Source organism: Mycobacterium sp. NPDC006124 (genome assembly GCF_040614235.1).
Lineage (GTDB): Bacteria > Actinomycetota > Actinomycetes > Mycobacteriales > Mycobacteriaceae > Mycobacterium.
Genome location: NZ_JBEXUA010000008.1, coordinates 253,182 through 277,186, shown reverse-complemented (window position 1 = coordinate 277,186; position 24,005 = coordinate 253,182). Strand labels below are relative to the sequence as shown.

23 protein-coding genes and 2 pseudogenes are annotated in these 24,005 nt (G+C 68.9%); 17 read left to right on the top strand and 8 right to left on the bottom strand.

Annotated elements, in window-relative coordinates:
* Positions 1-28: 28 nt before the first annotated feature.
* The gene (locus ABZ195_RS18585; protein ID WP_355220277.1) at positions 29-511 is read right to left on the bottom strand and encodes a hypothetical protein; all 483 of its coding nucleotides are present in this window, start codon (positions 509-511) and stop codon (positions 29-31) included.
* A 61-nt stretch (positions 512-572) separates the two neighbouring features.
* On the opposite strand from ABZ195_RS18585, the gene ABZ195_RS18580 reads away from it, so the two are divergent.
* Positions 573-1,247: a response regulator transcription factor gene (locus tag ABZ195_RS18580; RefSeq protein ID WP_355220276.1), complete on the top strand. Its 675-nt coding sequence runs from the start codon at positions 573-575 to the stop codon at positions 1,245-1,247.
* Positions 1,244-2,461, top strand: a complete 1,218-nt coding sequence (locus tag ABZ195_RS18575; RefSeq protein WP_355220275.1) for a HAMP domain-containing sensor histidine kinase — start codon at positions 1,244-1,246, stop codon at positions 2,459-2,461. Before ABZ195_RS18580 ends, ABZ195_RS18575 begins: the two co-directional genes overlap by 4 nt.
* A 108-nt stretch (positions 2,462-2,569) precedes the next feature.
* Here ABZ195_RS18575 and ABZ195_RS18570 read toward each other — a convergent pair whose 3' ends face one another.
* Positions 2,570-3,256, bottom strand: coding sequence for a class I SAM-dependent methyltransferase (locus ABZ195_RS18570; RefSeq protein ID WP_355220273.1), 687 nt, complete (start codon positions 3,254-3,256; stop codon positions 2,570-2,572).
* 240 nt (positions 3,257-3,496) lie between these two features.
* On the bottom strand, positions 3,497-3,856 hold the full coding sequence (locus ABZ195_RS18565) for an Rv2640c family ArsR-like transcriptional regulator (protein WP_355220271.1): 360 nt from the start codon (positions 3,854-3,856) through the stop codon (positions 3,497-3,499).
* A gap of 97 nt (positions 3,857-3,953) precedes the next feature.
* Here ABZ195_RS18565 and ABZ195_RS18560 point away from each other — a divergent pair.
* From ABZ195_RS18560 to ABZ195_RS18525, 8 genes and pseudogenes are all read left to right on the top strand, one after another.
* Positions 3,954-4,328: pseudogene (locus ABZ195_RS18560) on the top strand (ArsI/CadI family heavy metal resistance metalloenzyme); the annotation flags it as partial.
* Between the two features lie 11 nt (positions 4,329-4,339).
* Positions 4,340-5,493: pseudogene (gene arsB / locus ABZ195_RS18555) on the top strand (ACR3 family arsenite efflux transporter); the annotation flags it as partial.
* Positions 5,488-5,847 (top strand): low molecular weight phosphatase family protein, encoded by a 360-nt coding sequence (locus ABZ195_RS18550; RefSeq protein WP_355220357.1) that lies wholly within the window; start codon positions 5,488-5,490, stop codon positions 5,845-5,847. The pseudogene arsB and the gene ABZ195_RS18550, both read left to right, overlap by 6 nt.
* Before the next feature lie 116 nt (positions 5,848-5,963).
* A complete protein-coding gene (locus tag ABZ195_RS18545; protein WP_355220269.1) occupies positions 5,964-6,437 on the top strand; it encodes a hypothetical protein in 474 nt (157 codons plus the stop codon).
* A 51-nt stretch (positions 6,438-6,488) separates the two neighbouring features.
* Positions 6,489-6,704 (top strand): hypothetical protein, encoded by a 216-nt coding sequence (locus tag ABZ195_RS18540; RefSeq protein WP_355220267.1) that lies wholly within the window; start codon positions 6,489-6,491, stop codon positions 6,702-6,704.
* A 187-nt stretch (positions 6,705-6,891) separates the two neighbouring features.
* Positions 6,892-7,503, top strand: a complete 612-nt coding sequence (locus tag ABZ195_RS18535; RefSeq protein ID WP_355220266.1) for a hypothetical protein — start codon at positions 6,892-6,894, stop codon at positions 7,501-7,503.
* Positions 7,500-8,873 carry a hypothetical protein gene (locus ABZ195_RS18530; protein ID WP_355220264.1) on the top strand — a complete coding sequence of 458 codons (1,374 nt, stop codon included), beginning with the start codon at positions 7,500-7,502 and terminating at the stop codon, positions 8,871-8,873. Before ABZ195_RS18535 ends, ABZ195_RS18530 begins: the two co-directional genes overlap by 4 nt.
* 383 nt (positions 8,874-9,256) lie before the next feature.
* Positions 9,257-10,843 (top strand): Na+/H+ antiporter, encoded by a 1,587-nt coding sequence (locus ABZ195_RS18525; protein WP_355220262.1) that lies wholly within the window; start codon positions 9,257-9,259, stop codon positions 10,841-10,843.
* Here the strand turns inward: ABZ195_RS18525 and ABZ195_RS18520 are convergent.
* Both ABZ195_RS18520 and ABZ195_RS18515 read right to left on the bottom strand, forming a co-directional pair.
* Entirely contained in the window at positions 10,840-12,276 is a 1,437-nt protein-coding gene (locus tag ABZ195_RS18520) for a DHA2 family efflux MFS transporter permease subunit (RefSeq protein ID WP_355220260.1), read from the bottom strand. The genes ABZ195_RS18525 and ABZ195_RS18520 overlap by 4 nt on opposite strands.
* Positions 12,277-12,335: 59 nt before the next feature.
* On the bottom strand, positions 12,336-15,062 hold the full coding sequence (locus ABZ195_RS18515; RefSeq protein WP_355220258.1) for an AAA family ATPase: 2,727 nt from the start codon (positions 15,060-15,062) through the stop codon (positions 12,336-12,338).
* A 55-nt stretch (positions 15,063-15,117) separates the two neighbouring features.
* Between ABZ195_RS18515 and ABZ195_RS18510 the strand changes: the two genes are divergently transcribed.
* The 6 genes from ABZ195_RS18510 (at position 15,118) to ABZ195_RS18485 (ending at position 20,342) form a co-directional block, all read left to right on the top strand.
* Positions 15,118-15,570, top strand: coding sequence for a helix-turn-helix domain-containing protein (locus tag ABZ195_RS18510; RefSeq protein WP_355220257.1), 453 nt, complete (start codon positions 15,118-15,120; stop codon positions 15,568-15,570).
* Positions 15,571-15,632: 62 nt separating this feature from the next.
* Entirely contained in the window at positions 15,633-16,496 is an 864-nt protein-coding gene (locus ABZ195_RS18505; protein ID WP_355220255.1) for an alpha/beta hydrolase, read from the top strand.
* A gap of 10 nt (positions 16,497-16,506) precedes the next feature.
* A complete protein-coding gene (locus ABZ195_RS18500) occupies positions 16,507-17,226 on the top strand; it encodes a hypothetical protein (RefSeq protein WP_355220253.1) in 720 nt (239 codons plus the stop codon).
* Positions 17,227-17,240: 14 nt separating this feature from the next.
* Positions 17,241-18,074, top strand: a complete 834-nt coding sequence (locus ABZ195_RS18495) for an alpha/beta hydrolase (protein WP_355220251.1) — start codon at positions 17,241-17,243, stop codon at positions 18,072-18,074.
* A complete protein-coding gene (locus ABZ195_RS18490) occupies positions 18,071-18,937 on the top strand; it encodes an MBL fold metallo-hydrolase (protein ID WP_355220249.1) in 867 nt (288 codons plus the stop codon). Before ABZ195_RS18495 ends, ABZ195_RS18490 begins: the two co-directional genes overlap by 4 nt.
* Positions 18,938-18,950: 13 nt before the next feature.
* Positions 18,951-20,342: an FAD-dependent oxidoreductase gene (locus ABZ195_RS18485; protein ID WP_355220247.1), complete on the top strand. Its 1,392-nt coding sequence runs from the start codon at positions 18,951-18,953 to the stop codon at positions 20,340-20,342.
* 12 nt (positions 20,343-20,354) lie between these two features.
* Here ABZ195_RS18485 and ABZ195_RS18480 read toward each other — a convergent pair whose 3' ends face one another.
* Positions 20,355-21,149 carry a transporter substrate-binding domain-containing protein gene (locus ABZ195_RS18480; protein ID WP_355220245.1) on the bottom strand — a complete coding sequence of 265 codons (795 nt, stop codon included), beginning with the start codon at positions 21,147-21,149 and terminating at the stop codon, positions 20,355-20,357.
* A gap of 20 nt (positions 21,150-21,169) precedes the next feature.
* On the bottom strand, positions 21,170-22,789 hold the full coding sequence (locus ABZ195_RS18475; protein ID WP_355220243.1) for an alkaline phosphatase D family protein: 1,620 nt from the start codon (positions 22,787-22,789) through the stop codon (positions 21,170-21,172).
* Between the two features lie 95 nt (positions 22,790-22,884).
* On the opposite strand from ABZ195_RS18475, the gene ABZ195_RS18470 reads away from it, so the two are divergent.
* Positions 22,885-23,082, top strand: coding sequence for a three-helix bundle dimerization domain-containing protein (locus tag ABZ195_RS18470; RefSeq protein ID WP_355220241.1), 198 nt, complete (start codon positions 22,885-22,887; stop codon positions 23,080-23,082).
* A gap of 10 nt (positions 23,083-23,092) precedes the next feature.
* Here ABZ195_RS18470 and ABZ195_RS18465 read toward each other — a convergent pair whose 3' ends face one another.
* Complete coding sequence (locus tag ABZ195_RS18465; RefSeq protein WP_355220239.1) at positions 23,093-23,998, bottom strand: hypothetical protein; 906 nt, start codon at positions 23,996-23,998, stop codon at positions 23,093-23,095.
* Between the last annotated feature and the right edge of the window lie 7 nt (positions 23,999-24,005).

The window sequence follows — 24,005 nt, the reverse complement described above, 5'->3', positions numbered from 1 at the left end:
TTGTGCGCGAGGTGTGGTGCGGTGACTGTCACGAGCCACGCGAGATCGTGATTCGCGGCGAGTAGTTCGGCGCCATGACCGTCGTGGGGGTGAGTGTGCGTCGCTTGGCCGTCGGGGGCGTGGGGGATACGTGCGTGGCAGGCGCTGGAGCGGTCTCGGAGGGTTGCGGCGTGTATTCGGGGACGTACTGGGGTGTCGTGTGCTGAGGGGTGTCGTCGGGGAGTGCAGCCTGGCTGGGCGCGGGTGCTTGGTCGAGTGCCGGCTGCGGCGCCACGGGTGGAGCCGGATCGGTGGTCACCACCGGTAGGTCGGACACCGGCGGTGCGAGGACGGGCGTCGGGGCCGGTAGGGGTGCGAGATCGGTGGCGACGGTAGGGGTTTCTACCGGTGCCGGTTTGAAGGTGTCGGCGTAGGCGAGAGCCGAGGCCCCGGCCACCCCGGCGACACCGAGACCGGCGAGCGCCCAAGAGGCAGCAGCAGCGCGGCGGAACCCGGAACGGGGCGTGTTCATGCCTCGATGCTGGCAGTCGATTCTTCGAGCCTTCGAAGAATCGACGTGGCACGCTCGTCGGGTGGCCGACACGAGCGCAGCACCGACTCTGCTCATCGTCGAAGACGATCGGGCGTTGAGCGCGATGCTGTCCGAGTTGTTCGCCGACGAAGGCTACGCGGTGGAGGTGGTTCACGACGCCCAGCAGGGGCTCCACCGCGGCCTAATCGGTGAGTACGACACGATCATCGTCGACCGTGGGCTCCCCGTCATGGACGGTGTGGAACTCGTCGGGGTGCTCAGGGCACGCGGGATTTCGACGCCCATTCTCGTGCTGACCGCGCGCGGCGCCCTCGCCGACCGCGTCGAGGGCCTCGACGCCGGCGCTCAGGATTACCTCGTCAAGCCGTTCGAGGTTCCCGAGCTTCTGGCTCGGGTACGCGCGCTGGTGCGGCGGCCCACCGTCAGCTCGATGCTTCGGGCCGACGGTCTGTGTCTGGATCGGATCACGCGTACCGCCAGCGGCCGCCTCGTCGGTCGCGACGTCGAACTCTCGGAGCGAGAAGCTGCGCTTCTGGGGGTTCTGATGACGGCGCCCGGACGTGTCTACACCCGGGGTCAGTTGCTCACCGCGGCATTCGACGGCGGGGACAACCCCGGAGTGGTCGACACCTATGTCCACTATCTACGGCGCAAACTGGGTCGTGAGATCGTGCGGACGGTCCATGGCACTGGCTACCGCCTCGGTGTCGAATGACATCCGACGGTAGCGACCTCGCGGTCGTGCGGCGCGCAGGGCGGATCGCCGCGCTGCAGGCGTCGTTGGCGCTGGCGGCGGTGCTCCTGGTCGTCGGCGCGGTGGTGTACTTCGTCGACGTGCACGTTCAGAACCAGCAGATCGCCGATCAGCTCACCACGGTGGCTTCGACGGCCGACGACGTGACGGATCCGCCGCCAGGCATGCAGCTGGTGCTGCAGGATTCGACGGGGAGGGTGACGACCAGTGCCGCCAACTTGCCCGCTGGTGATCTACTCGGGCGCCCGGCAGGGTTCTCCGACACTCGAATCGACGGCCGCAAGCAACGTGTGTTGATCGTTGACGGGCCGCAGGGCAGGGTAGTGGCCCTGCTGGCTCTGGATTCCTACGAGGCAGGTCGGCGCCGGCTCCTGCTCTCGCTGGGAGCCGCGGAGTTGGCAGGCATTCTGGCCTCCGTCGCCGTGGTCGTCTTGCTCACCCGACGTTCCATTCGTCCGCTGGCCGACGCGCTGGCCCTTCAACGGCGATTCGTCGCAGACGCCTCGCATGAACTTCGGGCGCCATTGACCGTGCTGCACACCAGGATTCAGTTGCTCGCTCGTCGGTTCGACGACGACGACACCCATCAGGCCAGGCAACAGATCGAGGCGCTGGCATCCGACACCAGGGTGCTCGGCGAGGTGATCGAAGACCTCCTCGCGTCGGCCTCCATGGCGAGCCAGGCCATCCCCCGTAGCCGGGTCGACGTGTCGGCGGTCGCCCGCGGGGTCGAGGAGAGCATGACCGCACATGCAAGTTCCACCGGAGTGCGGCTGACGATGACACGCGACGCCGGCGCGACGGAGGACGCCCTGACCGTACTCGGCTCAGGGGCGGCATTACGCCGGGCGATCACCTCCCTGGTCGACAACGCGCTCGCTCACGAACATTCCGGTGGATCGATCGAGATCTACGTGGGGCGGCGCGGAGCGGACGTCGTGATCGAGGTACGCGACGACGGCGTGGGAGTCGATCCAGACGCGAGGAAGACCATGTTCACCCGCTTCTCGCACGGGCTGAGCCATACCTCGACCGCGGGGCGCGAGCGGTACGGAATCGGCCTCGCGCTGGTTCACGAGATCGTGGTCGCGCATCACGGCGACATCGACGTTGCGGAGACGCCCGGTGGGGGAGCGACGTTCCGATTGACCCTGCCCGCTGCGCCACCACAGTGAGGGGCGAGGCGATGAGGTTCGACGTCGACGGCCGTCGCGACCGGTGACGAGTCCTCTAGCGGAAGGCGCTGATCCATCCGCTCGTGTCATGCAGAAGTCTCGCCGCGGTCAGGTAACCAACTCTGCCTTGTGTGCGCGGAGGAGGTATCCGGGAAACTGCAACCGCCCGAGGTCGTCCCGCTCGAAGGGCAGCACGAGGTCGGGCAAACCGGGGAGCGCGTCGACCTTCGCGAGAATCGCTGCGGGGCGGATGAAGTCGACGTCGAAGTATCGACCGACCGCGGCGTGGAGTTCGTAGGCGTCGACCTCGTTGGGCTTGGCTGGCATGTCTGCGGGATAGGCGCCCTTGGCGAAGACCAGGATGTAGTAGTCGGCACCCGGGGCCGCGGAGCGCTGCACCGAGTGCAGGTAGGCGTCACGTCTGTCCACCGGAAGGGCGTGAAAGAGCGTGCAGTCGACGATGCTCGAGAAGCGTTCGTCGTAACCGGTGAAGGCGGTGATGTCGGTTTGCGCAAACGTGACGTTGGTCAGGCCGCGCTGCGCTGCTGCGTGTCGTGCCCATGCGACGGCGGTGTCGGAGAGTTCCAGGCCCACCACGGTGTGGCCGGCGGCGGCCAAGGCAAGAGACACTTCGCCGTATCCGCAGCCGGCGTCGAGCACGTCGCTGCGGAATGCACCGGATCGGATGAGGTCGGCGACGACCGGTTGGGGCCCGCCGATGTTCCACGGCGGCGGGCCATCGAAGAATCCGTCCTCGCGATAGGCGCCGTCCCAGTCCATCGTGTCGATTGTCATGTCCGCCAACGGTACTGCGCCGTTGCGACAGGTGGGCTCGACGTGGGCTGTGGGTTATTTCACCTTGTCGTACGGTTGCAGGCGTGCTCGAAACGGAGCGAGTCGGCCCTTGACGATGAGGCTGAGAGCTGCTCGGGTTTGGCTGATCGATTCACTCCGGGGCCGCAACACGCCGACTTCGGGCGTCGGCGGCTTTCGGCACGACCGTCCTCTTCGGATTGGTGACGCCGTGGGAGGAAACTACCTGCAGCAGTTGGGATCTAGCACCGAGCACAGCGCGCGAAACGCGTCGGGCGCGGGTTGGTGGAAGACGTTCATTCCGCGGCGCTCTGAGACGACGAACCCCGCGCGGCGAAGCTGAGCCAAGTGATGGCTCGTGGTCGACTCGCTCAAACCCAAGCCTTCGGCGAGATCACCGCTGTTCTCCTCACCGGCAGTGGAACTGAACAGCAGGGACATCATTCTCACCCGCACCGGGTCCGCAAGCGCCTTGAGTCGCAGCGCCACCTCGAGTGCCGCGTCGTCGGTCATGGGACCTGCGGCCACCGGCGCGCAGCACACCGGGGCGGACATGTCGATCACGGGAAGCGTCTTGGGCACACCTCGATGATGCCATGGATTGACATATATCGAAAAGGTGGCATTCTGGCGACACGCAGTACTTCGACATAAGTCTCACACGTCCCGGAGGTTCCTCGTGGCCCGTGTCCAACTCGCCCTCGACGTCGATGACCTCGGTGCGGCAATCACCTTCTACTCCAAGCTGTTCAACACGACGCCCACGAAGGTGAAGCCCGGCTACGCCAACTTCGCCGTCGTCGATCCGCCGCTGAAGCTCGTCCTCCTGGAGAACCCGGGCAAGGGTGGCAGCCTCAACCACCTGGGTGTCGAAGTCACCTCCAGCGCGACCGTGCATTCGGAGATCGCGCGACTCACCGGCGAAGGCCTGTTCACCGACGAGGAGATCGGCACCACGTGTTGCTTCGCCACGCAGGACAAGGTCTGGGTCACCGGGCCCGCGGGAGAGAAGTGGGAGGTGTACACCGTGCTCGCCGACTCCGACACCTTCGGCGGCGTCTCGTCATGACCAGTGCAGCAGGTGTCGTGGGTGAGGTCGCCGTCATCGGCAAGCTGTCACGGCTCGACCGTTACCTTCCGGTGTGGATCGCGGTCGCGATGGCCGTCGGGCTCCTGCTGGGGCGGATCGTGCCCGGCCTGGGAGGCGCACTGAATCACGTTCAGGTCGACGGTATCTCACTGCCCATCGCGCTGGGTCTGCTGATCATGATGTATCCCGTCCTCGCGAAGGTGCGCTACGACCGCCTGGACTCGGTGACGGGCGATCGCAAGCTCCTGGTGAGCTCGTTGCTGTTGAACTGGATCGTCGGTCCGGCGCTGATGTTCGTCGTGGCCTGGTCGATGCTGCCGGATCTGCCCGAGTACCGCACCGGGCTCATCATCGTCGGCTTGGCGCGGTGCATCGCGATGGTGATCATCTGGAACGACCTGGCCTGCGGTGACCGTGAAGCCGCGGCGGTTCTGGTCGCGCTGAACTCGGTGTTCCAGGTCGTCATGTTCGCGGTGCTGGGGTGGTTCTACCTGTCGGTGCTGCCCGGGTGGCTCGGATTGGAGCAGACCGCGATCACCGTGTCGCCGTGGCGTATTGCCACCTCGGTGCTCGTCTTCTTGGGCATCCCGCTGCTCGCCGGGTTCCTGTCGCGGCGTGTGGGGGAGAAGGCCAAGGGCCGAACCTGGTACGAAACGAAGTTCCTGCCGCGAATCGGACCGTGGGCGCTCTACGGGCTGCTCTTCACCATCGTCATTCTCTTTGCGCTGCAGGGGGATCAGATCACCAGCCGGCCACTGGACGTCGTGCGCATCGCGCTGCCGCTGCTGGTGTACTTCGCCGTCATGTGGGGCGGCGGTTACCTGCTCGGTGCCGTGCTCGGACTCGGTTACCCGCGTACCACGACGCTCGCGTTCACGGCCGCCGGCAACAACTTCGAACTGGCCATCGCCGTGGCCATCGCCACCTACGGCGCCACCTCCGGTCAGGCGTTGGCCGGAGTCGTCGGTCCACTCATCGAGGTGCCCGTTCTGGTGGCCCTGGTGTACGTCTCCTTGGCTCTGCGCCGCCGGTTCGTCGCCCGGTCGACGGAGGCGGGGTGACGACCGCACCCCGCGTGCCGTCGGTCTTGTTCGTCTGCGTCAAGAACGCGGGCAAATCTCAGATGGCCGCCGCGCTGATGCGTGCGCTCGCCGGCGATGCCATCGAGGTGCATTCCGCGGGCACGGCCCCCGGCGCCGTCGTCAACGCGCTCTCGATGAGTGCGTTGACGGAGATCGGCGTCGACGTCACCGGTGAACGGCCGAAGGCCATTGATCCGCAGGTGATGGGATCCGTGGACGTGGTGGTCATGCTCGGTCGCGACGCCCACCTCGACCCGACACCCGGCATCGCGTTCGAACGGTGGGACACCGACGAACCCTCGTCGCGCGGCATCGACGGCATCGAGCGGATGCGTCTGGTTCGCGACGACATCGCGGCCCGAGTCGCCGATCTGCGGGACCGCTTGATTGACCAGAGGTGAGGGCGCGACTGGCGACCAACTCGACGATTGGCGCCACGCCTCGGCAGGGCCGAACCTGTCCAAACCCTGAAAGGGGTGTCCGCGGAGGGCTTGACGCACGGGTAATCTTCAGCCGCGTGGGGATGGGAAATCGCAAATGGCGGCACTACGTGTCCGTCCGGGGGCTGCTGATGACCGCCTTGATCGTCGCGACGGCGGTCGTCGTGGGCGTCACCATCTGGTATCCGCGCAGCGCGCCCACCGACGCGCCCGACGAGAAGTACCCGCCCGCGGCGACGTCCGCGCCGCCGGTGGCACCCGAGCCCGCGCCCACATCTGCGGTGGCGCCGGCTTCGCCGATCGCCACGCCGCCACCCGCGCCCGTCGAGCCGTCGACGGCCGCTCCGACCGCGACCTACACGCCGACGTACACCCCGACCTACGTCGCGCCACCGGTCGCGAACGAACCGCCCGCGGCGCCCGCCCCGCCGACGTCTGCCAGCCCGTCGCCTAGCGTCGCGCCCACCACCCGGTCGCGCCCGCGGACCAACGTCACGCGTTCGGACAATCCGTACTACGTGCCGCCCTACACCGGCGCGCCCAAGCCTTGAGGCACCGAGTTTGACGTCGTCGATTCTCGGCTAATCGCTGGCATGCGAAAGATGCCACTCCGTACGATCGTCGTCGCCGCACCCGTCGTCGCCATGTCCCTGTTGACTGCGGGGACGGGTTCGGCGGATCCGCTGAACTGCGTGAACGGGCAGTTCTGGGATCCCATCACCAACACCTGTCAGACGCCGCGACCGGCGGACGACTGTGCGCCCGGCCAGTACTGGAACGCGCTGTCCAACGTGTGCCGACCGCTCGGACAGTTGTAGTCCACCCGGCTCGCGTGGCCGCCACGTAGACTCGGCCGCGTCGCGCCCCGCACATTGGCGCACACCGAACCGCCCCCGCCTCGCCTCGCGCGACTGGCGGGGGCGGTGTCGGCGGTGGCCTTCCGGCAAACGGTTGCCCGCCGAGATTGCCGTCGCCGAGGGGTCCCGGCAGTGCGAGACTGACACGGTGCAGCACCTACCGCCTCTCGGGGTCCTCGGAGATCTACCGGCGCGGGACTTCGTGATCTCTCCAGGCTTTGCCGGCGTCGTCGTGCTGCTGGCGGCGATCATCGCCGCCGGCGCCGTGCTCCATGCGTCGCGACGAGCCCGGCAACGGTCCGAGGTGCAGCGCGAGGAGGATGAACGCCGTCTTGACCTGGCCCGAGACGACACCGAGAAGGCTCTGCTGTGGGAACGGTGGCAGTGGGTGGTCGACACCGCCGGGATCGAGCCTGCCGTCAGCGAGGACGCAACCCTGGGGCTCGGGCCGGCGGTGGCCCTGGAGCTGCTGGGTGGGCTGCTGCGCGACGCGGAGCGCCTCGGCGACGAGACCCTCGTCAAGACCGTGGCGGTCTACCAGGAGCAGCTCCTGCTGGTGCTGGCCCAGCAGGCCGGTCCGATATCCGGGATCGCGGGGGACACGCTGGCGCGCCCGTCGGGCAGGAGACGCGTCGACCACGTCGCGACCACGGGTCAGGATTCGGCCGACGCCGCGCCGGCCTCGGAGTCTGAAACTGCCGCCATTGCAACGTCTTCGGCCGCGGCGACGGAGAGCACCGGAGGGCGGCGACGCCGATGACGACCACTCGTCAACACATTCAGGACCTCGACGTCGAGCGGTGGGCGGCCTTGACGCGACGTGCTGCGGCCGACGCCGTCGCCACCGCCGAGCGATTGGGGCTTCGGCCACGCGCCGAGACCGTCGCCGTGGCGGCGATGACCGAGCGCGAGCTCGCCGGACACCGGGAGCGCAACGGCTCGCCCGTGCCCCGCCGATCGTTGGCGATGCAGGTCGTCGAGGCCGACCACTTGCGCAGCGTTGCCGAGGAGCACGCGCGCCTGGCGCATCAGGGCAGGCTGGACGCCGAGGCCGCTGCCACGCTGGCCCGTGGCGAAGCCGAGGAGTCGGCCCGCGCGGTCGCGGCGGCGGGAGAACGCGTGCGTGCGGTGGAGGCGGAGTCCGCGCGCAAGGACGCCGAACGCCGGGCGGAGCGGGCGGCCGACCTGACGACGCTACAGCAGGCGCAGGCCGACGTCGAGCGAATTCGTGCGCAGGCGGCGGCCGAGGCTGCGGCGGCGGCGGAGAAGATCCGGGCGGCCCAGGAGCGCGCCGAGGAGCGAAGCGCCGAGCGGGCAACCGAACGCGCGGCCGCGGAGCGGACCACCCAAGAGCTGCGGGCCGAGATCGAGCGGATCCGCGCCGACGCGGCTGCCGAGGTCGCGGCTGCCGAGGAGAAGGCCCTCGCGGCGCAAGCCCGCGCCGACGAACGAAGCACCGAACGGGCAGCGGAGCGCGCGACGGCCGAGGAAGCCGTGCAGCGGGTGCGCCGGGAGTTGGAGAAGGTGCGGGCCGACGCGGCCGCCGAGGTGGCTGCGGCGCAGGGGCAGGCGGTCGCCGACGTCGCCGCCGCCCAGGACGCCGCGGACGCCGCGATCAGGGCCGCGCAGGAGGTCGCCGCAGCCGAGGTCTCCCGCTGGGAGGGTCACGCCCGGGAGATGGAGCGATGGGCGCGGGCGGAGGTGGCGACGCAGCTACTGACGATTCCCATCCCGCCGTTCCAGGTGCGAGCGCGAACCGGGTCCGTCGAGAGCACGATCGACACGCTGTACCAAATCGACCACGTGCTGGAAGTCGCACTGGCCGACGTGAAGTCGTCGTTCGTGCCGGACCGCGACTTCACCCTCAACCTGATCTGGAAGGTGCAGGAGCAGGCCAAGGAAGTCACGCAGGAGCTGGCGGTGCTGCCCTCTCGGTACACCGACGACGCCCAGGCGGAGGCGGCCGCCGGATACGCGGTGGCCGCCGGCGACGCCTTTCGCGCGCTGCTCCAGCGCGTCGACGCCGCGGTGCAACGGCTGGGCACGCGTTACCGCAGTCCGGACGCCGACATCATCGAGGCGGTCACCGCGATGCTCGCCGACCTTCGGACGCAGGGGCTCTACGAGTAGGGCCGAGCGGTCCGACTGCGGCGACACGTGCGAGGAGCTTGGCCATGGACGCCGCCGACGACGCATCTGCAAGTCTGTCCCGTTGGGACGTGTCGCGCTGTCGGCAACCGCCGCAATCACTACCGAGGTCGTGGCGGCACCGAGGTGTTGCGACTGACCAGGAAATCTTGGCCGCCGAGCAGGGAGTCGCGCCGGCTACCTGGGTGCCCGATCTCGCCGAGGCAACCATGACCACGTCGACGGACCACATCGATGGACGCGAAAGTCGCTGTCGCCGAACACGTACCAGGGTCTGAGGTCACCGAGCACGACGGCGGCGCTGCTTCAGGGGCATGATGATCCCACTCGCACTGGTGCGGAGCCGTCGGGGAGAGGGGCATGCCATGAACCACGTCGAGGTCTTGGTCACCGGGTTGCTGCTGGCCGTCGCCGCGTTGGGGGCGCTGGCCTGCCGACTCTCGGTGCCGTATCCCATCATGCTGGTCATCGGCGGCGCCGCGTTCGGGTTCATCCCCGGATTGCCCGAAATCCGGCTGGAACCCGAACTGGTGCTCGCCCTGTTCCTGCCGCCCCTGCTGTACAAGTCGGCGATCTATGCCAACTTCGACGACTTCCGAAGCAACCTACGCGGTTTGACGCTGAGCACGGTGGTGCTGGTTCTGGTCACGATGACGGGCGTAGCCGCGGCGGCCCACGCGATGATTCCCGGGATGTCGTGGCAGACCGCGTTCGTGTTGGGGGCCATCCTCTCTCCGACGGATCCGGTGGCGGCGTCGACGATCATGCACCGCCTCGCGGCGCCGCGACGACTGGTCAGCGGGATCGAGGGCGAAGGGCTGTTCAACGACGCCACCGCGTTGGTGGCCTACCGGGTCGCGGTCGCCGCGACGGTGGCCGGGGCGTTCTCGCTCGCCGAGGCCGGGCTGCGGTTCGTGTTCGGGGTGGTCGCCGGCCTGGCCATCGGCGTCGCGGTCGGATTGGTGTCGGCATGGGTGCGCCGCCACATCAGCGACCCCCAGATCAGCGTCACCATCTCCTTGCTGACCGGGTACGCGGCGTTCCTGCCCGCCCAGGCCGTCGACGCGTCCGGCGTGCTGGCCACGGTCGCGGCCGGAATCGTCATGGCGATCCGCAGCCCCGAGGTGCTCGACGCCCGGCCACGTCTGCAGGGCTACTTCGTCTGGGACATCGTCGACTTCCTGATCAACGCAACGCTATTCGTCATGACCGGTTTGCAACTGCGGGCCATCGTCGGCGGACTCGACGACTACTCGCCCGGCGCGCTCGCCGGTTACGCCCTCGTCGTGACCGCAGCCGTGGTGCTCATCCGGTTGGCTTGGTTCTTCGTGATACCCACGCTCACCGACTTCGTCGACCGGCGGTCGGGACGCCCTCGGCGGCGGCTCAGCACGTCATGGCGGTTGGTCATGGCGTGGAGCGGCATGCGCGGGGCGGTGTCGCTCGCGGTCGCGCTGGCCCTGCCGCTCGCCGTCGGTGACGGATCGCCCTTCCCGCAAAGGGATCTCGTCGTCTTCCTCACCTTCGTCGTCATCTTCTTCACCCTCGTGGTGCAGGGGTTGACCCTGCCGGCGCTCGTTCGGCGCCTCGACGCGGGTGATGACGACCCGGACACCGACGAGGAGATCCGGGCCCGGCTGATCGCTGCCAAGGCCGCGTTGGCCGAGATCGACGCGCTGGACGCCGAGGAGTGGACCAGGGGAGACACCGCCGAGCGGATGCGGGGCCAATACGACTACCGGGTCCGCCGCTTCGCGGCCCGGCTGGGCAAGATCTCCGACGAGGGGTACGAGGACCGCTCCCAGGCCTACCAGGAGATGGTACGGCTGGTGTTGCAGGCTCAGCGGCAGGCACTGGTCACGATGCGCCGAGAGGGTCGGCTGTCCAACGAGATCCTCAACCGGATCCTGCGCGATCTCGACCTCGAGGAGTCGCGCCTGGAGGCCACCTAGTGCGTCGGGGTACCCCCGGCGGGCAGCGGTCGGGTCGCGGTGAAGAACGACAGCACGACGGCGACGGCGCCGATGATCGCCGCGGTGACGAAGGCGGCGTGCACGCCGGGCATGTCCGGCGCGCCGCCCGATGCGGAGGCCTTGGCCATCACCGTGACGAACAACGCGGTGCCCGCCGCGCCGGCGACCTGTTGCAGGGTGGTCATGATGGCGCTGCCGTGCGAGTACAGGCGGTCGGGCAGGGCGCTGAGGGCGTCGGTCATCAGCGGGGTGAACATCGTCGACAGTCCGACCATCATGACGGTCTGGAGGGCGACGAGTTCCCAGATCGGCGTGCGGGCCGACAGCAGCGCGAAACCGAGGAGCGACAGGAACAGCAGGATCGATCCGGGGACGACGAGTCGGCGGGCGCCGTGGCGGTCGTACACCCGGCCGACCAGCGGTCCCGCCAGACCCATCAGCAGGCCGCCGGGCAGGCTCGTCAGACCGGCGGCCAACGCGCTCTTACCCAAGACGTCCTGCACGTACAGCGGCACCATGATGATGGCGCCGAACAGGCCGGTGAAACCGATGACCACCAAGCCCACCGACACCGAGAACCGTCGGTGGGTGAAGGGCCGCAGATCGAGGAATGCGCGGTCGACGCGCTGCAGTCGTACCTGCCGCACGCCGAACAGCGCCATCGCGACCGCACCGGCACCCAGTGGCGCCCACGCCGGCACGGCCGGTCCACCGTCACCGGCGGCGCCCAGTTCCGAGAGCCCGAACACCAAGCCGGCGAACGCGATCGCCGACAGGGGGACCGAAACGGGATCGATGGGAGTGGGTCGCTCCCGCTCGTCGGCGACGTGCAGCCAGGCCCAACCCGCGACGAGCCCGAGCAGGGCGATCGGCAACACGATCCAGAACATCCAGCGCCAGTCCAGCGATCCGAGGATGAAACCGGACAGGGTGGGTCCCACGGCGGGTGCGACGGCGATGACGATCGAGATGGTTCCCATGGTCTGACCGCGGCGGTCGGCCGGGATCAGCTTCATGACCGTCGTCATCAGCAGCGGCACCATGACGGCCGTGCCGCAGGCCTGCACGATGCGGCCGCCCAGCAGAACGGCGAACCCCGGAGCCAACGCCGAGACCAGCGTGCCCGCGCAGAACAGCGACATCGCCGTCACGAAGATGGCCCGAACCGGGAAGCGCTGCAAGAGCGATCCCGACATCGGAATCACCACGGCCATCGTCAGCAGGAAGCCACTGGTCAGCCATTGGGCCGTTCGGGCCGCGATGTCCAGGTCCACGATCAACACGGGCAGCGCAACGCTCATGATCGTCTCGTTGAGGATCATGACGAATGCGGAGAACACCAGCAGCCCGATGACGACGCCCGCCCCGGGCAGTGCCTTCGGCCGTGCCACGGATCGTTCTCGGGTACTCACTGCACACTCCCTGGGTCACCTTCGTTAGTACGGCTACCAAGGGTAGGCGCGGATCACCGCTAGGGCCCAACCGCCAATTCGCACATGTCGCCGAGCGCGGCGTTCAACTGGTTGCGGCGTGTGATCCCCAGCTTCGGGAACACCTTGTACAGATGCGCCGCCACGGTGCGGTGCGACAGGTAGACGCGGTCGGCGATCTCCCGGTTCGTCATGCCCGCCGCGGCCAGGTGGGCGATCTGCAGTTCCTGGGAGGTCAGGACGCCCGCCGCCCCGCTACCGGTTCGCGACGGCGACGCGGCGACGCCGGCCGCGCGCAGTTCACGTGCGGCACGGGTGGCGAAGGGCGTCGTCCCCGCGGTGTCGAAGGCGGTGAAGGCGACCGAGAGGTGTGCGCGGGCGTCCACGATCCGACGGCGGCGCCGTAGCCACTCCCCGTAGAGCAGGTGCGTGCGGGCCACTTCCAAGTCGGCTGCGGGACCGTTGGCCGCGGCCAGGGACGCGGTGAAGCAGTCGTCGGCCTCGGCATCGTCGCGAGCGACCAACGCGTGGGCTCGGAGAACCAGGAAGCTCTCGACGCCAAGCGCTTTGGCTTGATCCTCGGTATCGGCGACGAGTCCTCGAACCGTCTCCTGGCGACCACAGCCGGCCGCCGCCTCGGCGACGTCGGCGATCGCCCAGCGCGTGCTGGTGCGATGTAGCGACATCTTCAGCAGATGGTCGAGGGCTTCGGCGTGGTTCGCCTCGCACAGCGCCGCCATGCCGGCTGCCCAGAGGACGTCGTCGTGCCACAGCATCGTGGGGTCCCCGGCCAGCCAACGGCGGGCACGGTCGAGCGTGTGCCGCGCGCTGTCCGGTTGCCCCTGCCACGCCTGGGCGCGAGCGAGGATCGCCGCGGCCGACCCGGACGTCATCGGAAGATTCATCGCCTCGGCCATGTTCAGAGCGTTCGTCGCGCTCGTCGCGGCGGCCCGAATCCTGCCCTGTGTCAGCAGGATGTTCGCCTCGCCGCGTAACCCTTCGCATTCGTTGCCCGGCGAGCCACTCGTGCGAGCCAGCCGCTGCACGTAGCCGTAGCAACGCAGTGCGCTGTCCCGATCGGCGACCGCCTCGGCCGCCATCCCCAGCGACAGCAAGAGCAGCGGCTGATCCTCGACCGCGGCGATCAGTCGGGGCAGTCCCGCTCGAATGCGCGCGCCGTGGCCGACGTCGTCGGCCAACGCCAGGCCGATGGTGAGCAGTGGGTCGGTCGGATCGTCGACGCGCCGGATGGCTGCCACGACGTCCAGGCGCGACTCCTCGGGCAAGCCGTGCATCCGACATTCGATTGCCGCCGCCCACAACAGTTCCCGCTGCCGCGGATCACCGTCGACCTGCTTGCCGGCCAGCGAGACCAGTTCGCCCGCCGTCGGTCCGGGGATGGCGGCGGTCGCGTTGAGGACGAACCGGGTGATCGCCAGCTGAGCGTCGACGGCGCCCGACGCGGTGAGCGGTTCGGCCTCCTGCAGGATCCTGATGGCCTCCTCGATGAGACCCGCACTACGCGCGACGTCGGCGGCGGTGGCCAAGCGTTCGACGCGACGATCCAGATCGGGAGTCAAGACCGCCGCGCGCCGCAACGCCGCAGTGGCCTCCGCGCCGGCACCGCGGGATCGGGCGCGATCCGCGGCCCGCTCGAGGTCGGCGGCCACGTACTCGTCCGGCCCGAACGCCGCCTCGGCCCGGTGCCAGGCCGCGCTGGTCGGATTGGTCACTGCGTCGGCCAACGCCCGATGCACCAGGGACCGCGACGACAGTGTCGCGGCGCCGTAAGCGGCGGACCTGATCAGTGGGTGGCGTACCCGTATGACGCCCCCGCGCAGCACGATCAGGCCGGACGCTTCCAGCGGGCCGAGACTCTCGGCGAAGCGTATCCCGAGAGCCGTTGCAGCGCGGTCGATTTCGGTGACGACGCCGTCGCTGGCCGAGATCAGCAGCAGTAGCAGCCGACTGTGGTCGGACAGGGCCTGGAGTTGGGTCAGGAAGGCACGCTCCACGCGACGGCTGGTCGGCAGGGGCTCGCCGGCGAAGAGTGCCGCGTCGGCGCCGTGTTCACCGAGCGTTGCGGCCAGCTCGATGACCGCCAGGGGATTGCCGTCGGCCTGTTCGAGGACGCGCCGCCGGGCGTAGGCGTCGACGATTCGGGGCGCCGCCTTCAGCGTCTCGCCGAGCAGTTCGGCGGCCTGGTCGCGGGGGAGCGGGCCCAACGAGAGGCGAGGCAACCCGTCCAGCGGCGGTGTCGAACCGTCCAACGGCGTTCGCACGGCACACAGCATCATCAGCGGGGCGTTGGTCAGCCGACGGGCGACGAAGGTCAGTACGTCGAGGGTCGACTGGTCCAGCCACTGGGCGTCGTCGACGACCAGGAGGAGACGACGACGACTAGCCGCTTCCTCCAGCAGTCCGAGCACGGCGAGACCGACCAGGAGCCGGTCCGGCGCGGGACCGTCCGCGAGCCCAAAGGCGGTCAGCAGCGCCGACTTCTGGCGCGGTGGCAGGGCAGCGACGTCTGCGAGCAACGGATGGACGAGTTCGTGCAGCCCGGCGAACCCGATCTCGGTGTGACTCTGCACCCCGGAGCAGCCAAGTCTGCCGTACCCGTTGGCACCGGCCCACAGGGTGGCGGCCTCGAGCAGCGTGGACTTGCCGATCCCGGCGTCACCGTCGACGACCAGCGCCGCCCCACGGGTGGAGACCGCCGCGAGCGACTCGGTGACCTCGGCGAGTTCGGTCGCCCGGCCCACTATCACCTGGATGAAGTTACCAGAGCTGAGTTTGGCTCGCCAACCCAGTTAGGATGCGCAGATGCGACGTGATGCCTGGTCTGAGAACGTCTGCCCGATCGCGCGCACGATGTCGGTTCTCGGGCAGCCGTGGGCCATCCTGATCCTTCGCGAGGCGTTCCTGGGCAGATCCCGGTTCTCCGAGTTTCGCGAGCAGCTCGGGGTCGCGTCCGACGTCTTGAGCGCCCGACTGGGCGAACTGGTAGCCGCCGACGTCCTCGAGGTGGTCGACTATCAGGTGGCCGGTGACCGCAGGCGCAGCCGGTACGTGCTGACCACCGCGGGGCAGGACCTGATCTCAGTCGTCGCCGCGATCGGGCAGTGGGGACACGTGCACCGCGCCAGGGCCGACAGCAGCGACTACCGCTTCGTCGAGGCGGCCACCGGCGAGCCCGTCGGCGTCGTGTTCCGCCGCCGGGACGGTCAACGCGTGCGATCCTCCGACGTCATCCTGGTGGACCGCACCACGACCTAGCGTCCCCGACCACAGTCATCTGACGGATACCCGCGGCGGGCGCGATCCGCCATCGTCGTCGTATGACGAGTACGACTGAACTCACCGCCGCGGCGGACGCACCCAACCTGCGCGTCGACGTCGCCGGTGACACGTTGGCCTACCGACGTTTCGGCACGCCGTCGACGTCGCTTCCACCCCTGGTGCTGCTGCAACACTTCCGCGGCAACCTCGACTACTGGGACCCCGCGCTGCTCGACGTGCTCGCGGCGGACCGGGACGTGATCACCGTCGACCTGCCCGGCGTCGGAGGATCCACCGGCGCCACGCCGGTCGACGTCACGGACATGGCCCGCGACGCACTGCGGTTCGTCGACGCCCTCGGTCTGAAGACCATCGACCTGCTTGGGTTCTCCCTTGGCGGGCACATCGCCCAGGAGATCGCCCTGGTGCGGCCCCGGCTGCCGCGGCGCCTCGTACTGGCAGGCACCGCCCCGCAGGGCGCCCCGGATCTGCACCGCTGGTCCGACGACGTCTACGAAGACGCCTGCGGCGACGGCATCACCCCGGAGAACTTCCTGGCGCTGTTCTTCTCCGGTTCCGAGACCAGCGTCCAGCGGGGCTGGGAGTACCTGGCCCGCACCCACGCCCGCACCGACGACCGCGACCCCGAGACCACATTGGCGTGCCGCGACGCCCAGTACCAGGCCCTCATGACCTGGGGCATTCCGGAAAGCTCGAAGCTCGAACGACTTTCGGCCATCACACAGCCGACGCTGGTCGCCGACGGCGACAACGACACCATGATGTCGACGAAGAACAGCCACCTGCTCGCCGACCGGATCCGCGGAGCCCAACTGCGCATCTATCCCGATTCCGGCCACGGCTTCCTCAACCAGTACCCGGCCGACTTCGGCCATCACATCCGCCAGTTCCTCGGACGCTGAAGGGATCGTCATGACAGACCTACTCACCAAGACGCTGCAGGCCTACGGGGGTCGCGACCGCTGGAACCAGCTGACCTCGATCAGTGCGCACAAGCGCTTCGGCGGCGCGATCTGGGACATCAAACAGGTCCCGGGAATCGTCGACGACGGCGAGGTCACGGTGTGGGTGAAGGACCAGCGCACCTCGCTGCGACCGTTCACCGCGCCCGGCCTCAAGACCGCCTACACCCCGGACCGGGTGGGCATCGAGACACTGGACGGCGACGTCGTCGAGGCAATCGAAGACCCGCGCTCGTCCTTCGCCGGGCACACCCTCGAAACACCCTGGACCACCTTGCAACTCGCCTACTTCACCGGCTACGCCATGTGGACGTACACGGCCGAGCCCTTCAACCTGCTGCTGCCCGGCGTGCACACCGAGGAGGGCGAGCCGTGGACCGAGGACGGCAAGCGGTGGCGACGGCTTCACGTGAGCTACCCCGACACCGTCGCCACCCACAGCCCGCACCAGGTGCTCTACGTCGACGACGACGGCTTGATCCAGCGGCGCGACTACCAGGTCGACATTGCAGGCGGTTCACCGGCGGCGCACTACGTCTCGGACTTCGACGAGGTCGACGGCGTCGTGATACCGCGCACCCGGATGATCTACGTCCGCGACCAGGACAACCATCCGATCCCCGAACAACTCGTCGTCTCCATCGAACTCACCGACCTCGCGGTCGACTAACAAGGGAATCCACCATGTCCAGCCAGCTCTCCGGCCACGCCGAGGACCGCTACGTCGACGGACCCCTCGGCGAGCGCTTCCACTACCGCCGCTTCGGCACGGGCGGTGACGTTCCGCTCGTGCTCTGCATGCGGCTGCGCGGAACCGTCGACCACTGGGACCCCGAGCTTCTCGACGCCCTCGCGGCCACGCGAGAGGTGGTCGTCTTCGACAACCGGGGGACCAACGCCTCCACCGGCACCGCGCCGACCACCGTCGACGGGCTCGCCGAGGGCGGTATCGCCTTCATCCGGGCGCTCGGTCTCGACCGGGTCGACCTCATGGGCTGGTCGCTCGGCGGCATCGTCGCCCAGGGCATCACCCTCGGTGCACCAGAATTGGTGCGCCGCTTGATCGTCGCGGGCAGCACGCCGGCGGGCGTGCCCGACCAACCGAAGCCCTCGGCGAAGGTCGGCGAGATCCTCACCCACGCCGTCAACGACGACGAGGACTACCTGCACCTGTTCTTCCCGGAGACCGAGCGTGCCAGGGCGGCGGGCTTGGCGTCCCTGCGGCGCTTGGACGTTCGGCTCGCCACCTCGGGTGCCGCGGTCCAGGACGAGACCTACCGTGGTCAACTCACGGCCGTCGCCACCTTTGCCGGGTACTACGACCGGCTCGGTGAGCTGACGTTGCCGGTGTTGGTCGCCAATGGTGCCCGCGACGTGATGATCAACTCCTACGCTACGTACGCCATGTCCCAGAAGCTGCCCGACGCCAAGGTCGTGCTCTACAGCGACGCCGGCCACGGGTTCCTCTTCCAGCACGTCGAGGACTTCGCCCACGAAGTCGACCGCTTCCTGCGATGACCACTTCCGAAGCGCCGACCCTCGACGTCTTCACCTCGGACTACAAGCCGATCCCGCACGGCGGGGTCACCGGCTGGGACCGGACCCGGCAGGCCACCTGGCCTGCCACCACCGCCACGCTTGTCAGCGGGCGGCGTCACGCGGTGCTCGTCGACGCCCTGCTGACCACCGCAGAAGGTGAGCACCTGGCCCGGTGGGTACCGGAGAAGACTGCGGCGGACCTCGACCTGGTCTACGTCACGCACGGCCACGCCGACCACTTCTTCGGCGCCGGGCCGCTTCTCGCCCGGTACCCGTCGGCTCGACTGGTGTCGCGGCCCGAGGTCGTCGACGAGGCTCGGCTGCAGACGACCGAGGCGTCCCTTGCCACCTGGAACTCGTGGTTCGACGGCCAATTCGATGCGACCGCAACCACTCCCGAGGCTTACCCGGGCGACGTCGTCGACCTCGACGGCCACCCGCTGCGCCTGATCGCCATTGGTGGCGCCGACGGCGTCACCGGAACCGTCGTCCACGTCCCAGATCTCGACGTCGTGATCAGCGGCGACATCGCCTACAACGGCATCCACATGTGGCTGTGGGGGTCGACGCCCGAGAGCCGCGCTCGCTGGCTGGCGTCACTGGACGCGCTGGAGGCACTGAGGCCGCGGACGATCATCGCCGGGCACCGAGACCCCCGCGCACCCGACGACGACGCCCGCCGCATCCTCGACCAATCCCGCCAGTACCTCCACGACTTCGACCGGGCCGTCACCGAGGCGGGCGCGCCTGCCGATGTCGTGGATGCCATGCTGGCGACGTACGCAGATCTCGGCAATCCCTACACGCTGTACGCGGCGGCGATGACACAGTTTCCGTCATGACCAGGAGCGCAGCATGAGCGAAGACGACGACACGACCATCACCGCCGACCTTGCGGTGATCGGATTCGGCAAGGGCGCCAAGACGCTGGCCGCCACCCTCGGGCGACAGGGCAAGCGGGTGGTGATGATCGAACAGTCCGCACAGATGTACGGCGGCACGTGCATCAACATCGGCTGCGTCCCCACGAAGTCCCTTGTCTACCAGGCGGAACAACTGACCGGCCGCAGCCCTGCCGCGTACCGCCGGGCGGTGGAGAACGAATTGGCGCTGACCGCGACGATGCGGGCCGGCAACTTCGCCATGCTCGACGGCATCGAGACGGTCACGGTGCTCACCGGCAGGGCCGAGTTCGTCGACCCGCACAGCGTGAGGGTCACCCTCGTCGACGGCGGCGGCACGGTCGTGGTGTCCGCCGAGCACCTCGTCGTCAGCACGGGATCCGAACCCCGCATCCCGGACGTCCCCGGCCTGGCGGACAGCGGCGTGATGGCCACAAGCACCGACCTGCTCGCAACGCCGGAGCTGCCCCGCCGTCTCGTGGTTCTCGGCGGCGGTTACGTCGGCCTGGAGTTCGCGGCCATGTACGCCGCCTATGGTTCGGAGGTCACGGTGCTCGAACGCCACTCCGAGATACTCGGCCAGGAGGACGACGACGTCGCCGCGTGCGCCCGAGACCTGTTGCGCGAGAACGGCGTCACCGTCGTCACCGACGCCGAGGTCCACGAGGTGCGGACCGACGGGGACGCGCCGGCCACGGTGACCTTTCACCGCCACGATGCACTTGAGACCGTCGATGCCGACGTCATCCTCGCGGCCGCGGGCCGGCGACCCGTGACCGAAGGCCTGCGGTTGGACGTGGCTGGCATCCGCCTGACCGACGCCGGGGCGGTGGCCGTCGACGACCACCTGCGCACCAGCCAGCCCCACGTCTTCGCGATGGGCGACGTCAACGGCGGACCGCAGTTCACCTACGTCTCCCTCGACGACTACCGCATCGTGCTCGACCAACTCGCCGGATCTGGCACGCGCAGCACGACCGACCGAAGGGCCGTGCCCTACGTGCTCTTCATGACACCCCCGTTGGCGCGAGTGGGCCTCACCGAACGCGCCGCCCGCGCGGCCGGGCGTCGGGTACGCGTCGCGGCGTCGCCCGTCGCGTCGATGGCGACGGTGCCGCGGGCGCGCATCGTCGACGAGGCCCGCGGAATGATGAAGGTCGTCGTGGACGCCGACGACGACTCGATTCTCGGGGCCGCCCTGCTCAGCTACGACTCCCACGAGGTGATCAACATGGTGTCCCTGGCTATGCGGCACGGCATCACCGCCACGCAGCTGCGCGACGAGATCTACACCCACCCGTCCATGACCGAGGCGTTCAACCAGCTCCTCGGCGCACTGGTGTGAGGGTTGCGGCGGTCACGGCCCGCCGAAGTACTTCTGGCGCAACGCCGCATATTCGCCGTCGTGGGTGGCGAGCCAGTGATCCGTCCACCGCACGAGGTCCTCGGAGTCCTTCGGCAACAGATAGGCCTTCTGCTCGGAGGTGAACGGGCGATCCAGCGCGACACCGCACAGTTGGGCATTCTGCGTGGTCTGCCACCGTATTTCGCTGACGTCGGTGATCATGAGGTCGGCCCCGCCGGAGGCCAGCCGGTCGAAGATCGTGTTGTTGTCCGGCCACGGCACCACCGACGCGCGGTGCAGATGAGCCTCGTCGAACGCGGCGTTCCCGCCCCCCGGGTTGACGATGACGCGCACCCCCGGTTGGTCGACGTCGTCGAGGTCGTGGAAGCGGTTCGCGTCGACGCACCGTGCGATGGCGGCCTTGCCGTCGGTCAGATACGGCGTGGTGAACCGGGCCAGCTTGGCCCGTTCGGGGCTGACGCTGATGCCGCCCATGGCGATGTCGCACTTCGCGGCGACGTCACTCACCAGCGTCTTCCACGTGGTCGGCACCATTTCCAGTCGGACGCCGAGGTCATGCGCCATGTCGCCGGCGGCATCGACGTCGAATCCGCTCCACGTCCCGTCCGGGGCGCGATAGGTGAACGGCCGGTAGTCACCGGTGCTGCACACCCGCAGGGTGCCGTCACGGGCGACGTCCGTCGGCACCCCTGCCGTCGGGGCCTGCTGCGGGGTTCCCGAGCAGCCACCCACCACGGCCACGAGGGCGGTGAGGATCACCGCGACGAGCCAGCCACGTCGTCCCACGGTGGAACTCCTCCGGTGCGTCACCTGGTGAGCGCGACTCGCGCGACCTCGTCGAGGGTGTCCCCGCCTCGAGGTTGCTCGAAGATCGCCTCTGCGTCCCGACCCGAGGTGCGCAGGGTGGCCAGGGTGTTGCCGAACAAGGGGCCGTCGACGTCACTCCACGCGAACGGCAATGGGGGACAACCGCTGTGCCGGGCCCACCGCCTGGTGACGCGTGCGAGTCGTTGCGACCAGCCAAGTTTGAAGACCGGCTTGACGAACCACGGGACGTAGTTGTGCACCGGCGAGCAGACCAGTTGGTGCACGCTCGACCGGGCGGCCGGGATGTCGGCGCGTGCGACGTAGCTGTGGTGGACGTCGCCAGAGATCACCGAGACCGTCGCCGGGGCATCGGTGTCCCGGGTGGCCACGTCGACGATGAGGTGACTGAGCTCCAGGAATGACTCGGAGAACGCCGCCCAGTGTTCGAAGTCCGCCGTCTGGCGCACGAATTCGCCGAGCTTGCCGCGGCGGCCGGGTCGGTTGGCCGCGCGCTCGTTGACCATCTGCATGTCACCCACCACCGGTGGCAACAACCACGGCAGCGACGAACCGACCACCAAGTGGTCGACGGCGTCGAGCCGATCGGTGACCTGCTCCTTGAGCCACGCGAATTCCCTGTTGCCCAACATCTTTCGTGATCCGGAGTCCAGGATGCGGGCGTTGCGGGAGTCGACCATCACCAGCCGGCTGCGCCCCATGTCCCACCGGTAGCTGAAGCGCAGTCCCTTGTCGTCGTCGACCTCGGTGTCGGCTCGGTCGGCGAGGTCGACCAACAGCGGCCAGACGTCACCCTCGGCGGCGAGCACCTTCTGGTAGTCCTCGTCGTCGCGCAGCTCGCCGGGGCTCAGATTGCCGAGGTGCTGATAGACCCAGTAGGAGGCGAGCCCCGCCCTGATCCGGTCACGCCACCACGGCTTCGAGTTGACCTCCTTGCGCCAGGCGGCGGAGGTGTTCCAGTCGTCCCTGATGTCGTGGTCGTCGAAGATCATCGCCGTCGGGACGGTGGACAGGATCCAACGGATCTCCGGGTCGCCCCAGGTGTGCCGGTAGAGACCCTCGTACTCGGTGAAGCTGACCACTTCGTCAGGTGGACGCTGGCCTGCCGAGCGCCGGCCGGCAAGGCGGCGGCGAGCATCGGGGGTGAGCTCGTCGGCGTAGACCTGGTCGCCCAGCAGGACGAGCGCGTCCGGCCATTGGTCGGCAGGCGTCGTCGGCAACCTCGCGGCGTAGACGTCCAGGGCGTCGAGGCCAAGCTTGTCGTCGAGCTTGGCGTCACCGGTCTTCGGATAGCGGCACGACCCGAAGATGATCCGCAGTCGATCGCGGGTCTCCTGCCCCCGCGTCCTGATCACGCTCGGCGGAAAGGTGGCGCCCGGCTCAGGCCACACCTGCTGGCCGTCCACGTGCACCCGATACTCGGTGACCGACCCCGCCTCGAGGCCGTCGACGAGCACCAGCGCGTAGTGGCAGCCCTGCACTTCGAAGGTCGGCGCCGAGCATCCGAGGACCTCGACGACCCCCGGCGAATGCGTCTGCACCCACACGGTGGCGCTCGTCTCGCCGACGTGACGCAGGACGGGTCCCAGCAGCAGTGACATCCGACCAGCGTAGGCGCTGTGGCCGTGGTCACTGTGATGTGAAACGTTCCAATCGCGGTTGACCACGGGCTGAACGCAATGCCAACATCGTCTTCGTGGAGTCGAGCGAACGGACCGTCATCGAGCAGCTGGTGGATCGGCTCGTGTCGAGCTACCCCGACGTCCCACCGGAGAAGGTGGCGACGGTGGTCGCGCACGAGCACGCCGAGTTCGACGGCCGCCCGGTCCGCGACTTCATTCCCCTGTTCGTCGAGCGCAGGGCGCGTCGCGAACTCGCGTCCTCCGTCGCCTGACCCGTCGCGCCTAGGCGCGCTCGGAAGCCGGCTCGGCCGCCTGACCGCTCTCGGCGGCGCCGAACAACGCCACCGCGATCGCGCCTCCGACCGCGGTCACGAACGCGACGACCACCAGCCAGCCGAGACCGGGCGCCGAGCTGTCGCCCAGCAGAAGCACCCCCACGATGCCGGGCACCACCGTTTCGCCGGCGACGAGTGCGGCCGACGCACCGGTGACCGAACCGATCTGCAACGCCACGGTGAACAGGTAGAAGCCGCCGATTCCGGCGACCGCCACCGCCCAGGCGGCCGGGTCGCCCAAGATCACGGCGAGGTGGAAGGGGTCTACTCCGTCGACCACGCGCACCGCGACGGCCATCGCGCCGAACAAGACGCCTGCCACCAGTCCGGCGGCGACGGCTCCGCGAGCACCGAGGACGTGGATCAGGAACAGTCCGAGGGCGACCATCGCGGCGGAGAACGCGAGCACGCCCCAGTGCACGGCCACGCCCGGATCGTCCTCGCCGATGTGGCCGGAGGTGAAGCCCAGAACGCACAGCGACACCACCACCGTGGCGATCGCCACCCAATCACGCGTCCGCAGGCGGACTTTGAGCACCAGGACGCCGAGGATTGCGGTCACGACGAGGTTGGCGCTCATGATCGTCTGGGACAGGAACAACGGGATCAGCCTGGCCGAGACCACGCTTCCGAGGAAGCCGAGACCGTCGAGGACCATCCCGGCGAGGAACGCCGGTGTCACCGCCGCCCGGATGGTCGCGCCGAGCGACGGCGCACCGCTGGCCGTCGTCGCGCCGACCGTCCCGCGGGCGGCGTCCGCGGCGGCGGCGCTGCGGGCACCGTAGGCCTGCAACACCGACGCCGTCCCGTAGCCGAAGCAGGCGACCAGCGCCGCTGCCAGACCGATCAGCACCGGTCGT